This window comes from Neolewinella persica DSM 23188 (genome assembly GCF_000373105.1).
GTDB lineage: Bacteria > Bacteroidota > Bacteroidia > Chitinophagales > Saprospiraceae > Neolewinella > Neolewinella persica.
The window spans coordinates 198366-213421 of sequence record NZ_KB890425.1 but is presented as its reverse complement, the minus strand read 5'-3'; the positions used below and the strand labels follow the sequence as shown (position 1 = coordinate 213421).

Annotated in this window: 12 protein-coding genes; 7 read left to right on the top strand and 5 right to left on the bottom strand. The window is 54.0% G+C overall.

Annotation, left to right across the window (positions count from 1 at the left end; genetic code table 11):
* Nucleotides 1–145: 145 nt before the first annotated feature.
* The 5 genes from rlmB to B036_RS0109860 all read right to left on the bottom strand — a co-directional run bounded on the left by rlmB (nt 146) and on the right by B036_RS0109860 (nt 4398).
* Nucleotides 146–892 carry a 23S rRNA (guanosine(2251)-2'-O)-methyltransferase RlmB gene (gene rlmB / locus B036_RS0109880; RefSeq protein WP_020568549.1) on the bottom strand — a complete coding sequence of 249 codons (747 nt, stop codon included), beginning with the start codon at nt 890–892 and terminating at the stop codon, nt 146–148.
* Between the two features lie 125 nt (nt 893–1017).
* Entirely contained in the window at nt 1018–2466 is a 1449-nt protein-coding gene (locus B036_RS0109875) for a hypothetical protein (protein ID WP_020568548.1), read from the bottom strand.
* A gap of 38 nt (nt 2467–2504) precedes the next feature.
* A complete protein-coding gene (locus B036_RS0109870; protein ID WP_020568547.1) occupies nt 2505–3110 on the bottom strand; it encodes a methyltransferase domain-containing protein in 606 nt (201 codons plus the stop codon).
* A complete protein-coding gene (gene mce, locus B036_RS0109865; RefSeq protein ID WP_020568546.1) occupies nt 3107–3520 on the bottom strand; it encodes a methylmalonyl-CoA epimerase in 414 nt (137 codons plus the stop codon). The genes B036_RS0109870 and mce overlap by 4 nt, the downstream gene beginning before the upstream one ends.
* A 119-nt stretch (nt 3521–3639) precedes the next feature.
* The gene (locus tag B036_RS0109860) at nt 3640–4398 is read right to left on the bottom strand and encodes an alpha/beta fold hydrolase (RefSeq protein ID WP_020568545.1); all 759 of its coding nucleotides are present in this window, start codon (nt 4396–4398) and stop codon (nt 3640–3642) included.
* Between the two features lie 153 nt (nt 4399–4551).
* On the opposite strand from B036_RS0109860, the gene B036_RS0109855 reads away from it, so the two are divergent.
* From B036_RS0109855 to B036_RS0109825, 7 genes are all read left to right on the top strand, one after another.
* The gene (locus tag B036_RS0109855; protein WP_020568544.1) at nt 4552–5814 is read left to right on the top strand and encodes a Pycsar system effector family protein; all 1263 of its coding nucleotides are present in this window, start codon (nt 4552–4554) and stop codon (nt 5812–5814) included.
* Between the two features lie 177 nt (nt 5815–5991).
* Nucleotides 5992–7230, top strand: a complete 1239-nt coding sequence (locus B036_RS31890; protein WP_020568543.1) for a metal-dependent hydrolase — start codon at nt 5992–5994, stop codon at nt 7228–7230.
* A 188-nt stretch (nt 7231–7418) separates the two neighbouring features.
* Complete coding sequence (locus B036_RS0109845) at nt 7419–8627, top strand: serine hydrolase (RefSeq protein ID WP_044102341.1); 1209 nt, start codon at nt 7419–7421, stop codon at nt 8625–8627.
* Nucleotides 8628–8798: 171 nt separating this feature from the next.
* The gene (locus B036_RS0109840) at nt 8799–10277 is read left to right on the top strand and encodes a M48 family metalloprotease (RefSeq protein ID WP_157472099.1); all 1479 of its coding nucleotides are present in this window, start codon (nt 8799–8801) and stop codon (nt 10275–10277) included.
* Between the two features lie 339 nt (nt 10278–10616).
* Nucleotides 10617–12344, top strand: a complete 1728-nt coding sequence (locus tag B036_RS0109835) for a GMC oxidoreductase (RefSeq protein ID WP_020568539.1) — start codon at nt 10617–10619, stop codon at nt 12342–12344.
* A gap of 102 nt (nt 12345–12446) precedes the next feature.
* A complete protein-coding gene (locus B036_RS0109830; protein WP_020568538.1) occupies nt 12447–13085 on the top strand; it encodes a gluconate 2-dehydrogenase subunit 3 family protein in 639 nt (212 codons plus the stop codon).
* A gap of 205 nt (nt 13086–13290) precedes the next feature.
* Nucleotides 13291–15009: a GMC oxidoreductase gene (locus tag B036_RS0109825; RefSeq protein ID WP_020568537.1), complete on the top strand. Its 1719-nt coding sequence runs from the start codon at nt 13291–13293 to the stop codon at nt 15007–15009.
* The last annotated feature ends 47 nt before the right edge of the window (nt 15010–15056 follow it).

The following is a 15056-nucleotide window of genomic DNA, read 5'->3' as shown; positions in this document are numbered from 1 at the left end:
TATTCACCACATGGGGTAAGGGAGTGAATGAGTGAATGGCTACCGCTATAACCACTCACTGTACTGCGCTTGTTCGCTGAGTGAGCTAGCGGTGCGAATGGCCTATGCGGTAGCCATTCCATTATTCACTCATTCCATTATTTAATTACCCACTCATCCGGGCCTTCATCGCTTCGAACAACAATATCCCCGCAGCAACACTGACATTAAAGCTGTTCAGCGTTCCGGCTTGCGGAATTTTGAAGGTAACGTCGGCGGCACGGGCAACACCCTGAGAAATACCATCCCCCTCCGCCCCCATGACGATGCATAGTGGTTCGGTCAGTTCCAGCTCGTGCAGGAATTTCTCGGCCTGCAGATCGCTGGCGATGACTTTCACTCCGCTCATTTGCAGGAGTTCGATGGTGTTGACCAGGCTTTTCTCGCGGCAAACGGGCAGGCGGAGCAAGGCCCCGGCACTGCTTTTTACGGCGTCCGGCGTCAGGCCGGCACTGTTCTTTTGTGGAATGATGATACCATGTGCACCACAAACTTCTGCGGAACGGGCGATGGCGCCCAAATTCCGTACATCGGTGACACCATCCAGCAAAAGCAGCAGGGGAATTTCCCCCTGTTCGTAGAGCAAGGGTAAGAGGTCTTCCGTTTTTTGATAGGCCGCTGCGGCAAGCTGGGCGATGACGCCCTGATGATTGCCACGCACCATCCGCTGTAACTTGGCTTGCGGAATGATGGTGAAGGGGACGTCCATGTCCTTACAAAGGTTCCGCAGTTCTTTTTCGAATTCCCCCCGGGTGCCCTGTTGCAGGAAAACCTTATCCACCGGCCGGCCGGAGGCCAGCGCTTCGAGGACGGGATGACGGCCGTAGACTAGGTCTTCTCTTTCTTTCTTCATAATCAGGCGCAAGGTAGTTCATAGCCGATAGTTTAGTAGTTCATAGTCGGTAGTTCGTAGTTCAATAGTAGCTACCGCACGAATGCAGTGAGCATTCTCTTACGGTGGCAATTATGAACTACCGACTATGAACTAACTACTGCCTCTCGTAGCAGCCACCCCCGTTCAACTACCAGGTCAGCGGTCCGAACAGATTCCGACAATGATTCCATTCTCTTTTCATAGGTAGCCTTGCCGAGGTAATCCTGCTGGTGTTTCAGATTAACGAGTTGTTTGGTAAAACGGGTATAGTTGATATAACTGCGCTTATCCTTGGTACTCATCTTGCGGCTCCGCCGCACATAAAGCCGGAAGGTCTCCAGCAGGTTCAGGGCATATTCCTGATCCTGCTGGTCGTAGGCGATCCGGATTTCCAAGACGACCCGGGCAAGGTGATAAACGATGTCGGAGTCCGTTACCGTGATGAGCAACCGGGCGGCTTCATCCAGGCGATCCAGGGCGTACAGGAAGTTTGCTTTGTTGAGGGCATAGGCGTTGTCCCGCTTAGCGGCAGGCAGGCGTTCCCGGTTTTCTTCGATGAAGCGTTCCGTCCATTCAAATTCTTTGTTGGCGGAGCCGAGGGTGACGATGTTCTTATAATCGTATTCACTGATCTCCCCCTTGTCGTAGATGATGCCGATGTCAATACCCCGTCGGTAGAGGTCCATAAGTTCACCACGGTAAGTGGCGTGCCCCGATCGGATTCGTTGGATACAGTAATTACCGGCGAAGCCGTAAACATCTTTCTGGTGATCGAGTGGCAACCGCTCGAAGCCTTCGTTGAGGTAGTACAACATCCGTTCGTAATGCTGCTCGTTGTCGGGTTCACGCAGGCTCATCAGGATATGGTAATAACAATCAATACTTGGTTCCTTCCCGCCGGAGAGGAGGGCCTCTCCTTTTTCTCCCTCCAGGTAATCCAGTACTGTTTCCAGCAGGAGGAACTCGTAGTGGGTATTCATCATCAGCATATTTGCCGTCAACTGGCAAGCATGACGAAGTTTCTCCACCATATAAAAACGATCCAGGTGGTTCAGCATGGCCTGCATCTCCCGCGTATCGGAGCGATTAGTTGCCCCCTGCAGGTAGCCGTTGATCGACTTCCACTCGTAGGCTGCCAAATGGGTGTCACCATCACGGTATTTGTGTTTGGCGACCTTGGACTCCAGCCTTTTCCCCCGGTTTTCCAACAGGCTGAACCGATGAAGTTCCTTCGTTCTTTTCAGCGTCAGGACCTCTTGGCGAAAGGACTCTTCGCCAAGTTGCTCAACGGCCAGGAACTGGTTAACGAGTTTCATCAGTGCCGACTGCAAATCGGCCAGTGACTGCCCTGTTCCACTACCTTTCACTGCATCCTGCGCCCGCGCCTCCTCTAACCTGGGCCTTGCCTTGCCCAACTCCTTAAGCACAAAATCCAGCAATAATGATGTGCCTTTGTGCCGGTTAAAATAGGGGCTGCGCACAAACTGCCGCAGGCGCTCCCGCTCCCGGCCATCCATGGCGGTAATCTGGCGAACTACTTTGGAATCCTGCATCGGTTAAAGATAGAAATTTCAGCTGGCCGGGGTTTCTCTCAGACCGTTTTCCGGACAAAAATCCCGAAGAACTCACTCCCCAACCTAGGCTTAATCGAATTATGTGCAGCAGTAAAGACCACCGGATCAAAATAAGGCGTCAGGTAGCTGAGGTATTCCTCCCGGGTTCCGCCAAACGGTCTTTTTTCCAAGTCCCCCGTCAGGGGAATGTCGAACCAAACGCCTACCAGCTTGCCCCCGGGAGCAAGCAGCTGGTGCATCTTTCTGGCGTACGCCGCACGGTTTTCCGGCAGGGGTGGGAAAGAACAAAAGAAGGTCTGTTCCAGGATGAGGTCATAGGTGCCCTCGTGCCCAAAAAAGTCGTCTTGCAGTAACTGTTCCTTGGGAAAACCGGGAAGCTTCTCTTGAAATGCAGTCAACGGCTCCTGTGCAATATCGAGTACGTAGACGTTTTTGAACCCCTGCTCCCAGGCATAGGCTGCCTCGTGGGCATTCCCGGCACCCGGAATGAGGACGCGAAGTGATTTATCGGTTAACTGGTCGAGGTATTCCGTTAGCGGCGGTGAGGGGTAGCCAATGTCCCAGCCAGTGCTGCCTTCCCGGTAGCGTGCAGACCAGAAATTTCTTAATTCTTCCTTATTCATGCTGTGGACTTAACGCTTTGGCAAATTTCCACCAGTACGCCATTCGTACTTCGGGGGTGCAGGAAGCAAACCAGCTTGTTGTCGGCTCCCATAGATGGTTTCTCCTGCAGGAGTTCGAATCCATCAGTGGCTAACCGTTCCATTTCACCCACAATGTCGTCTACCTCGAAAGCCAGGTGGTGGATGCCCGGTCCGCGCTTTTCCACAAATTTATGAATAGCCCCTTGTTCACCTTCCGCCGCTACCAATTCTAATTTTGCTGCAGTGTCCCCCGCCGTGAAGAAGCTGGTGGTCACGTGCTGGTCAGCTACGGTTTCGCGTTTGTAGGGCTTGCGGCCAAGCAGGCGGGAAATCAGGTCTTCGGCGGCGGTGAGGTCGGCTACGGCGATGCCGATGTGGTCTAGATGCATGATTTGATCGGGTTGTCGAGTTGTCAGGTTGTCGGATTTTCCGTCATTTCAAACGCGGAGGGGGGGTGGAAAGTTAGTAAAATTGCCCTTGGGCATGGAGGAGTAGCGAAGGATTGGCCCTACAAGAACCGGTTGACCACCTCCATCAGCGCTTCCGGCTGCTCCGCATGCACCCAATGGCCCGCATCGGCCACGGTTTTCAGGGTAGCTTTTGGGAACAGGATTTGAATCAGCTCCAGGTCTTCGTCCTGGACGTAACCGCTTTTTTCGCCCCGGATGAACAGGGCAGGGCCGTCGTACAGGTCACCCAGTTGACCAACGGGGCCAATCAGCTGGTCGTAGGCGGCACTGATCGCCGGTAGGTTCATCCGCCAGCGGTAGCCACCGGCGGGGTTTCGGGTCAGGTTTTTCAGCAGGAAGAGTTGCACCCCTGGGTCAGCCAGGTGTACGCTCATCTCCTCAGCGGCGTCCTTACGGTCCGTAAGAGTTGCCGGGTCAAGGGCGTTGAGGGCCGCAAATACGGTATTATGGCCGGGGTGGTACCGCCGGGGGACGATGTCTACGACGATCAGTTTCTGTACCAGATCCGGATAGGTGATCGCCGTTTGCATGGCAACCTTACCTCCCATGCTGTGGCCCAGCAGCACGCATTCATCGATGCCCATATCCTCCAGTGTAACGGCAACGTCTTCTGCCATCACTCCATAGTTCATTTCATCGGCATGGAAGCTGCGGCCATGATTCCGTAAGTCGAGTAGCACTACCTGATGAGTTTCGGCCCACAGGCGGGCCAACGTTTGCCAATTATCAAGCATGCCGAAGAGTCCGTGCAAGATGACCAGGGTGGGACCGTTACCAAAAGTTTTCGCGTTGAGCATAAAAGTATGGAGCGTATTGGTGGAAAGAACTGGCTTATCTACATTTGCGCTCCCGCTAAAGTTGTTGTTGTTGGTAAAAGGGAGCTTTCCTGTTTTTTCCTGGCATAATCAACCATAAATCCCGTTATTGGGAGCAAACGTATTCCTCCGCTAATGCAATCTCCCTTCGCCTCCTCACTTGACCTGCAAGACCTCGCCGACCAGGCCGAGCGGTTCATGTTGATGAGCTACGAGCGATTGCCCCACGCCAATGTATTGCACAACGACAGTTGGGCCCTGGCTTTGGGAGGGCACGCACGTGAGATCGCCCTGCGCCAACCCGGTGCTTCGCCCGACCTGCCACCACTCGCGCGGGCAGCAGCCCTGCTCGAGGCCTGCCGGTACTGGGGACGCCCCGGAGAAATTCTTTCCTGGGCAGAGATCATTCAGGAATTCCGGCAATGGACTGGCCCCGACTACCTCAACCTCCACCTGGCGCTGAAAGGCGCCCTGCCTGGCGGCAGCGGCCATCAGCGGGCGGAAGTAGCCGATGTCCTTCACGATGCCTTACTGGCCCAGCGGTTACTCTCCGGCGCCGAAGGCGCAGAGCTGGCCTGGCTGGAAAGCCGTTACGCAAACAACTCTCCGGAAGCTGGCAGCCCCGGGGCCCGGCTTGCCTCCCTCAACGGCTACCTCAACGAAATTCGCTACGCACGTTTTCGCAACGGGGAGCTTCGGCGGCAATATCAACACACACACTCCGCAGTATTGCTCGACATGCAGCGGCTTGTTGACAAGTTAACTAACCGTATTGCGCCTCCCACATCCCCTTCTCCTGCCCCAATAACGATCGGGACACCTGAAAAAGCAGCTGGGGAAATCGGTGAAAATACCGCTACGCACAACTTTCAGCAGTTTGAAAATTTGGAGAATGGCCCTACCCGCCAGGCGACCCAAACTTATTTTCGCACGGTGTTTCGGAACCACATTAACCTGGTAGCCATGGCCGACCAAAAGGCCGCCATCATGATCAGCGTCAACACCTTACTCATTGGTGCACTGGTCACCTTTACCAGCTACCGCAACTGGGCTGAAACCCGGCCGGAAGTGCTGCTACCCGTAGGTCTGTTTACCATCTGTGGGTTAGTCAGCCTGGTCTATGCTGCCCTGGCAGCACGCCCTTCGGGCAAACCCCAAAAGGATGAAAACCTTGCCTTTTTTGGCTTTTTCAGCACCTTGTCCCGCGCAGAATTCGCGGAACGTATGGAACAACAGCTACAGGACCCAAATGCCCTGTATGGCATGCTCGTCAATGACCTTCACGGTCTCGGGCAATCCCTCGCCCGAAAGTACGCATTACTTCGTATTGCCTTCACCATTTTCCTGGCGGGTCTGGTCGTCTCTTGTTTAGTACTGGCGGTGGTGATTTTAAGCTAGTTTGTTTCCCAATTATTGGGTATTAACGATGGTGACTTCCAGAGCAACCGATCAGAAAATATACTGAGGTTGATACGACTTATGTACCTTCGACGCTCTCTGACTGGTTGACGCTCTCGCTATGCCAACGCAGTGCGTTTCAGACGCGGTACTCCTTGATTATTTGACGCTTTATCTATGGATTCTCTTACCCAAATCATTCTAGGTGCCGCAGTAGGCGAGGCAGTCCTTGGCCGCAAAGTCGGCAACCGTGCCATGCTTTGGGGAGGTATTTGTGGTACGTTGCCCGACCTCGACGTCCTTGCCAATATGGTTGGTAACGACCCGATGGGCGCCCTCGCTTATCACCGGGCGTTTACGCATAGTTTACCCTTCGCAATTTTGGCCGCACCGCTGGTGGGGCTGGCTTTGCACCGCTTTTATGGGGGTAAGGAAGGGCCCGGACGTGGTGCGGTGATCTGGCCGGTGCTGCTGATTGCTTTTTATGCTATGCTGACGGGCGGCAGCTACCTGATGCCGATTGAGGTGTACAATATCCCTCAGATCACTGCGGCGATCACCCTTGCCTTTGCGCTGTTTTTCGTCATTATTGGTGGTTTGCGGTGGCTGCGGGGCTTCCCGAAGAAAATGGAGAATGCCGGTTGGTGGGGCTGGACCTTGCTGGCCTTTGGGGCCATCGTTACCCACCCCATCCTGGATTGTTTCACGGCCTACGGCACCCAGTTGCTTCAACCCTTTGCCAGTAGCCGGGTGGCCTGGAATACGATTTCGGTGGCTGATCCGATCTATACTTTACCGTTTCTGCTGCTACTTATCTGGGCGCGGACGCGGGTGCGGGGAAGTGCCTGGAGGAGCAGGCTCAATACCGCCGGCCTGGTGATTTCTTCGATCTACCTGGCCCTGACGGTGGTCAACTACTTCAACGTCGACAACGTCATGCAGGAGACCCTGGCTACCGATGGCATTGAGGCTGAAGCCACCATCATTGGCCCTTCCATCCTCAACAACGTACTTTGGTCCGGCACCGCCAAAGACGCCAACAAAGACCTCTATTACTTCAGCCAGTACAGCCTCTTCGATGAGCAGCGCCGGTTCGAACCGTGGACGGAAATCGAAGGCCACCACGACTGGATTACGCCCTACGCCAACGACCGCGACATCCGCATCATCCGTTGGTTTACCAAAGATTACTACAACGTGATCCCGACCGATACTGCCGCCTACCTCCAGCTGGCCGACCTCCGCTACGGCCTCATCGCCGAAGACCCCAACGATCCCGCCAGCTACATCTTCGCCTGGCAGGTGGATACTACGGTTCATCCCGTCCGCGCCTGGCAGCGGAATGCCGGGCCGGATGACGGGGTGGATATGGGTGGGCTGTTTAGCCGGCTTTGGGAGCGGTTGAAGGGGATTTGAGGGTTGATTATTGTATTAGTGACCACGGAGTGGTCGACCTTTAATTGCCCCTGGTAATTCCAAGATCTTCGCGGCGCTGAGCGCCGCCATGTTTTCGTCCCATGTTTTACCCCTGGTTTCCGCCTATTGCCCCCACCTCAAGGCAGTTAAAATTCTGTCCCTCCGGGATCATTAGTATTTTAGCCGCCATGAAACTCCTCCTTTCTTTAGTGCTTTGCCTGGCTGCAGGTCTGTCCATTGCCCAAAATCCGTTAGCGGTAATAATCGCCGCCAACCAGAACACCTTTGGGCCCTGGGCCACCAACCCCGATAAATACGAGGTCCAGGTCTTGTACTCCGAAATAGACCGGCAAAAAGATGGCACCGTCAAGCTGAAGACTCACCGCTGGGGAGCAACGGACACCAGCCAATATTTCTACCCCGCCAGCACCGTCAAAATGCCGGCGGCGGTCCTTGCCCTACAGCACCTCAACGAACTCGGCGTACGGGGGCTGAGCCCCCAAACCTTGCTCTTCCACGGAACGGGCACTGCACCTGCGGCCGCGCCCCAAACTGCCGTCACCTCAGATTCGACGGCTGCTTCGGGCTACCCTTCCCTGGAGCAATACATCCGTAAAATATTTCTGGTGTCCGACAACGACGCCTACTGCCGCCTGTTCGAACTCCTGGGGCCTACCTACATGAACCAGGCCCTGCACCGGGCTGGTATTTACGGTGGTCGCCTGCAACACCGCGTCGGCGTCGGCGGGTTCAACACAGAAACCCATGCGTGGCTCAACCCCGTCAAATTCGTCAATGGCCTCAACGTTCCTTATCAGATCGGAGAACGACACGATCAGTATTTCGATCCACTACCACACATAAAAGGACAACACCGGGGAAAGGGCTATACCACTAATGACGGGGCGCTCGTCAACGAACCTTTTGATTTCAGCCACAAGAACTACCTCTCCGTTCGGAACCTGCACGACATCGTGCTGCGGATCGTCTTACCAGAAGCGGTAGCCCCGGAACAACGTTTTTTGCTAGAAGAGGACGACTACGCGCTCCTCCGTCGCGCCATGAGCGAACGCCCCCGTGAAAGCGAATTCCCCAAGTACGATAAGCCAGACAACTACGTAAAATTTTGGTGCTACGGCGATCAGCCCGAAGAGACGGTCATTCCTGACGGACTGCGTATTCTGAACAAGGTAGGCTGGGCCTACGGCTACCTGACGGATGCTGCCTACATTACCGATGCCGTCAGCGGGCGGGAATTCTTACTTGTGGGTACCATTCACGTTAACGAGAATCGGATTTTTAACGACGGCGTCTATGAATACGACGAGATTGGTCTTCCTTTTTTTGGTGAACTGGGGCGGGCAGTTTTAGCTTACGAACGCGCTAAGGCTGATTAAAGAGAACGGCATGCCTCTAAATCATCGCCTAAATCACTTAATCTTATCGGCAGGTTAAAAAAAATGTGACGCTAAGCCTAATTTGCAAGTCCTAACGTTGAAGTAGATGTGGCAGAAACAAACATTCTGCCGACAACTTGCCTTTTAACGTTGTCTGCAAAACCAATTAGTATGAAAAGATTCTCGCAAAAACTCTCTATCGCGTGCCTTGCCTTCGCGTCCCTTTTTCTCTTCCAAAATTGTGCTATAAACCCGGTAACGGGTAAGCGACAGTTGGCCTTTATGTCGGAAGAAAAGGAGATTGCCATGGGTAAATCCTACGACCCCCAGGTGGTCGCTGAAATGGGTAAGTACGAAAACCCTCAAATGGCCCAATTCCTGAATGAAAAAGGTCAGGCTATGGCGGCTATTTCCGAACGGCCGAACCTGCCGTGGAAATTCACGCTGATTGATTCACCAGTAGTGAACGCCTTTGCTGTTCCGGGCGGTTTCGTTTACTTCACCCGGGGCATCATGGCCCACTTTAACAATGAAGCACAGTTTGCTGGCGTACTCGGACACGAGATCGGACACGTAACGGCGCGTCACACCGTAGCACAGCAAGCGAAGCAAACGGTCGGCCAGATCGGTCTTATCGGTGGCATGATCCTCAGCCCCGAACTTGCCAGCCAGGGTGAGAGCCTGATGCAGGGTATGGGGATGTTATTTCTGAAATTCGGTCGTGATGCCGAAAGCCAATCAGATGAACTCGGTGTAAAATACTCCACGGCTATCGGCTATGATGCCAAAGAAATGGCCGGCTTTTTCGGTACATTGGATCGCCTGACGGGAGGGTCAGAAAACCGGGTTCCGGAATTCCAGAGTACTCACCCCGATCCAGCCAACCGTAAAGTTCGGGTAGGCCAGTTGGCGCAGGCGGCCCAGGCAGCAGCGCCCAGCCAGAAATATGAAGTTGACCGTGACGGCTACCTCCGCATGATTGACGGTATGATCTACGGGGAAGACCCCGCTCAGGGCTACGTGGAAAGCGGTAGTTTCTACCACCCGGGGCTGAAATTCCAGTTCGGTATTCCCCGCAGCTGGAAGTTGCAGAACTCTCCCTCGGCAGTAATCATGGTAAGCAACGATCAAAAATCACAGATGCAAATGACGTTAGCACAAGGCACCGACCCAAAAGCCGCTGCCCAGTCTTTCGTTCAGGAGACTAAACTACAAGTTGCGAGCCAGAGCGACCAGGCAATCAATGGCCTGCCCGCCACTACGGTACTGGGAGACATTGTGCAGCAATCACAGGACGGCTCTCAGTCGCAGACCCTTCGTGTAATCGCCAGTTTCATCTCTTACGGTGGTAATACCTATATGATGCTGGGCTTGGCGCTGGCGCAGGATTTCAACCGCTACCAACGGGAGATTGAAGGTTCTATCGGCAGCTTCAAGCAACTGACCGACCCGAGCAAATTGAACCGCCAGCCAGAGAGGATCAAGATTGTGACCAACTCCCGCAGCCAGTCACTGGGTCAGGCGCTTCAATCTCAGGGCGTTCCCGCCGACCGGATCAATGAAATGGCCATCCTCAACGGGATGGAGGTGAATCAAACGATTCCAGCCGGCATGCTTTTCAAATCACTCTCTGGTGGAAACATCCGGTAACTGACGTCTGAACAGTACTAAAACAAGCGTCATTTCTAACCCGCTTAACTTCGAGGGTTTGGATATAAAAAATCGCCATAACCTGCATAAAGCAAGGTTATGGCGATTTTTTTTGCCCCTTTATCCTTTCTTCTGCACCCGCGCCCGCGCCCACTAAACCCCCCATCTTTTCATCAAAAATACACTAACTCACTTTTTCGTCGTTATTTTAAGCGTTGGTTAATCAATCAAGATTCGATCCATTTAGCTTGTTATTGACAATTTGGTCGAAACTTTATTCGTAGATTAGCCACTAAAGCAAATAGTTAAGTATATCCTCAGGGATCAAGATCGAAAAGTATGAAATTCAACTCTCAAGGTGACGAAGAAGTCACCTATGACGCCATTGTCGTCGGTACGGGCATAAGTGGTGGCTGGGCCGCCATGGAGCTCGCCACTAAAGGGCTCAAAACCCTGGTACTGGAAAAAGGACGGATGGTTAAACACGTAGTCGACTACGAAACCGCCAACCTGGATGACTGGGAACTCCCCAACCAAAACCAGACGCCACAAGACGAAATCGACAAGCATTACCCCAAGCAAAGCCGGACAGGCTACACCATTCGGGAGTCCCACAAAAAATGGTTCGTAAAGGACAGTGAGCACCCGTATGATGACGAAAAAGCCCGCTTCGACTGGATGCGTGGCTACCACGTCGGTGGCCGTTCCATCATGTGGGGCCGACACAGCTACCGCTGGAGCGACATGGACTTTAAGGCCAACGCCCGAGACGGCCACGGTACACCCTGGCCCGTCGGTTATGACGATATTGAAAAATGGTACGACTACGTAGAGACCTTCGCCGGAATCAGTGGAGAGCTGTTAGGACTTCCCCAGCTTCCTGACGGTAAGTTCCTGCCCATGATGCCGCTGAACTGCGCCGAAGATCACCTGCGTAAAGGTGTAATGGACAAGATGGGCCGGACCATTACGGCCGGCCGGGTCGCTCACCTGACGGCTTACGATCCTGCCATCCACAAAGGTACCCGTGGTGCTTGCCAATACCGCAACCGTTGCATCCGTGGTTGTCCTTTCGGCGGCTACTTCAGCAGCCTCAGTTCTACGATCCCCGTTGCCCAGGCAACCGGTAATATGACCTTACGGCCCAATAGTTCAGTATACAGTCTGATCATGGACAAAGACGCCGGCAAGGCCAAAGGCGTCCGGGTACGTGATACCGAGACCGGTGAAGAACTAGAGTTCTACGCCAAGGTTGTTTTCCTCTGCGCCTCCGCCATTCCTTCTGCCTACATCGTGATGAACACGGAGCATGAAGAAGAAATGACGCTTGACGTCAGCGGCGAACTAGGCGGAAACATCATGGACCACCATTTCCGTGTGGGCGCCAGTGGTAAACTGGATGAGTACGGAGACAAGTACTACAAAGGCCGGAAGCCAAACGGTGTTTACATTCCCCGCTACCAGAACCTGGGCGACAAAGCCAGTGCCAGCAAGGACTTCGTCCGGGGCTGGGGTTACCAGGGTGGCGGTAGCCGCACCAACTGGATGCGGGCCGTGCGGGAGATGAACGTGAAGGTCGGTCCGGGCCTAAAAGATGCACTTGTAGCACCAGGGCCATGGCAAATGGGTATGACCGCATTCGCTGAAGCGTTACCCGACACCAATAACCGGATGACCATCAACCGCGACGTTAAGGACAAGGACGGTTTGCCGACCCTTACCTTCGACGCGAAATGGGGCGCAAACGAATACGCGATGAAAGAGCGGATGATGACGGACGCCGCAGAAATGCTGGAAGCTGCCGGTTTCAAGGACGTAAGTACTTACGACAGCCACAGCTTCCCCGGTCTGGGCATCCACGAAATGGGCATGGCCCGGATGGGAACCAGCAAGCGTAACTCGGTGGTCGATAAGCACAATCGCCTTTGGGCCGCACCGAACGTGTACATGACAGACGGCGCGTTTATGACTTCCGCTGCCTGCGTTAATCCATCCCTCACCTACATGGCCTTCACCGCCCGTGCTGCTGACCATGCGGTAAGGGAGTTGAAAAAAATGAACCTTTAATTGGTCTGTTGGTGCTATTGGTCTAATGGTCCGGCAGGACACACCAACAGACTAATAGCACCAACAGACTAATAGTCCAATTGTACTAATAGTCCAAATATTATGAAAAGAAGAGAAATACTCCGCTATTCAGCCTACGCTGCGGGTTTCGCCGTAAGTGCGCCAATAGCCTCTGCGTTTTTTACCAGTTGTAAGTCCGATCCGGAAATCAAGGATACTGGCTATGCCCCTGCTTTTTTCACCGCTGCAGAATATGCCTACATCTCCAAGATGGCCGACGCGATGTTGCCTTCTGACGGCACTCCCGGCGCTCTGGACGTAGGGGTTCCTCAGATGATCGATAAGATGATCGGTAATGTCTACAGCAAAGAGAATCAGGCCCGATCCAGAAAGAGCCTTGGGATGCTGATGGAAAAAATGGATGCCGATAACCCTGGTGGGTTTTCGGCCCTGGAAGGAGACAAAGCACTGATGTACCTGCAGGATCAGGACCTCCATTACAAATCTACCAAATCAGCGGTTACCATGTCCGGCGAGGACGTTCCTCAGGAGGAAGCGGTAGCATCCGATGAAGCAACCGCAAAGAATGCCTACTTCACCCTGAAGTCGATGATCATCTCCTCCTATATGAATACGGAGGAAGTTGCGACCACCATGTTGGCCTATGATGCAGTTCCGGGCGAATACATCCCTTGTGGTGATTTGCAGGAGCTTACGGGGGGTAAGGTTTGGGCGCTTTAAGGAGTCAAGCAGTCACAGAGTCAGATAGTCAAACAGTGCGAGCAGGACTGCTTGACTATCTGACTGTTTGACTCCCTGACTAATAAGGGCGCGGTCGCAGGTGCAAAGCAAATTTTTACAAGTAGCCATGTGTGCCAACAACGGCCTTTCCGATATCGGGGTGGGCCGTTGTTAATATTAGCCTACGGGCCAAAGTCGGAAAATTATGAAATTCAATTCTCAGGGAAAAGAGGAAGTCACCTATGACGCCATTGTTGTGGGCTCCGGAATCAGTGGCGGCTACGCCGCCATGGAACTCTGCAAAAAGGGCTATAAAACCCTGATGCTGGAACGCGGCCGCATGGTCAGGCACGGAGAATATCCGACGGCCAACCTCGATACCTGGGACCTTGAATTTCAGGGCAAAGTCCCCCGTGAAGAAATTGCTGCGCACTACTACAAGCAAAACCGTCTCCACTGGTGGGTCAACCAGGACAATAAGCACTGGATTGTCAAAGACGACGAACGCGACTACGACGAAGACCAACGCTTCGACTGGATCCGGGGCGAACACGTAGGTGGTCGCTCCATCATGTGGGGCCGGCACTGTTATCGCTGGAGCGACCTGGACTTCGAGGCAAATATGAAAGATGGTGTCGCCGTCGACTGGCCCGTTCGCTACAAAGACATTGAGCCCTGGTATACCTATGTCGAAAAATTTGTTGGTGTTCAAGGCAAGAAAGAAGGACTGGCTCACCTGCCCGATGGAGAGTTTCTCCCTCCTTTCGACCTCAACTGCGTGGAAGATCACGTCAAGCAATCGGTAGAAGCCAAGTGGCCCGTCCGCCGCATCACCCCCGGCCGTACCGCCAACCTGACAAAATACATCCCTGAGCTTCACCACGGTACCCGTGGCCAATGCCAGGCCCGCGACCGCTGCTGGCGGGGTTGCCCTTTCGGCGGCTACTTCAGCAGTCTGTCCTCCACCATTCCGGTAGCCAATGATACTGGCAACCTGACGCTGATGGCCAACAGCATAGTCCACTCCGTCATCTACGACGATAAGACCCAACGGGCCATCGGCGTTAACGTGATCGACTCAGAAACTAAAGAGACCCGGGAGTACTACGCCAGGATCATCTTCCTCAACGCCAGCACTATCGGCTCCACGGCCATTCTGATGAACTCTAAGTCAGCACGCTTCCCCGACGGGCTGGGCAACGACAGCGGTGAACTGGGTCACAATATTATGGACCACCACTACGGCATGGGCGGCTCGGGAATCTACACCGGGCATAAAGACAAATACTCCAAGGGCCGCAAGCCCAACGGGGGTTTCTACATTCCCCGGTTCAGAAACATCAACGAGGAAACCAAACGGGACGATTACATCCGGGGCTTCGGCTACCAGGGCGGAGCCCGCAGAAACAGAAACCTTAATGCGCCTCTGGGGCCTGGCTTCAAGCAAGCGATCACCTCCCCAAGCGACGAGTGGTGGGTGGGCGCCACCTGTTTCGGTGAGCTGCTCCCTTACCACGATAATAAGTTCTACTTCCACGCGACGGATACCGACCAGTACGGCATCCCGAAGCTGGTCTTCGACGCCGGCCTGAAGGAGAACGAACGTAAGCTCCGCCTTGATGGCGTTGAATGCTTAGAAGAGATGCTGCTGGCCGCCGGCTGTGAAAACGTTAGTGTCCACAACGAGCCCACCGCCCCCGGTGCCGCCATTCACGAAATGGGTACCGCCCGCATGGGCCGCGACCCAAAGACCAGCGTGCTGAACAAATGGAATCAGGTCCATGCAGTACCCAATGTTTTTGTCACTGATGGTTCGTTCATGACGAGTGCCGGTACGCAGAACCCTTCCATTACCTACATGGCGTTCACGGCCCGGGCGGTGGATTATTTGGCTAAGGAGATGAAAAGAGATGGGGTGATATAGGGAAATACCCGTTGGCTATTCTTGTTTTCGAATCGCAGATGTAGGCA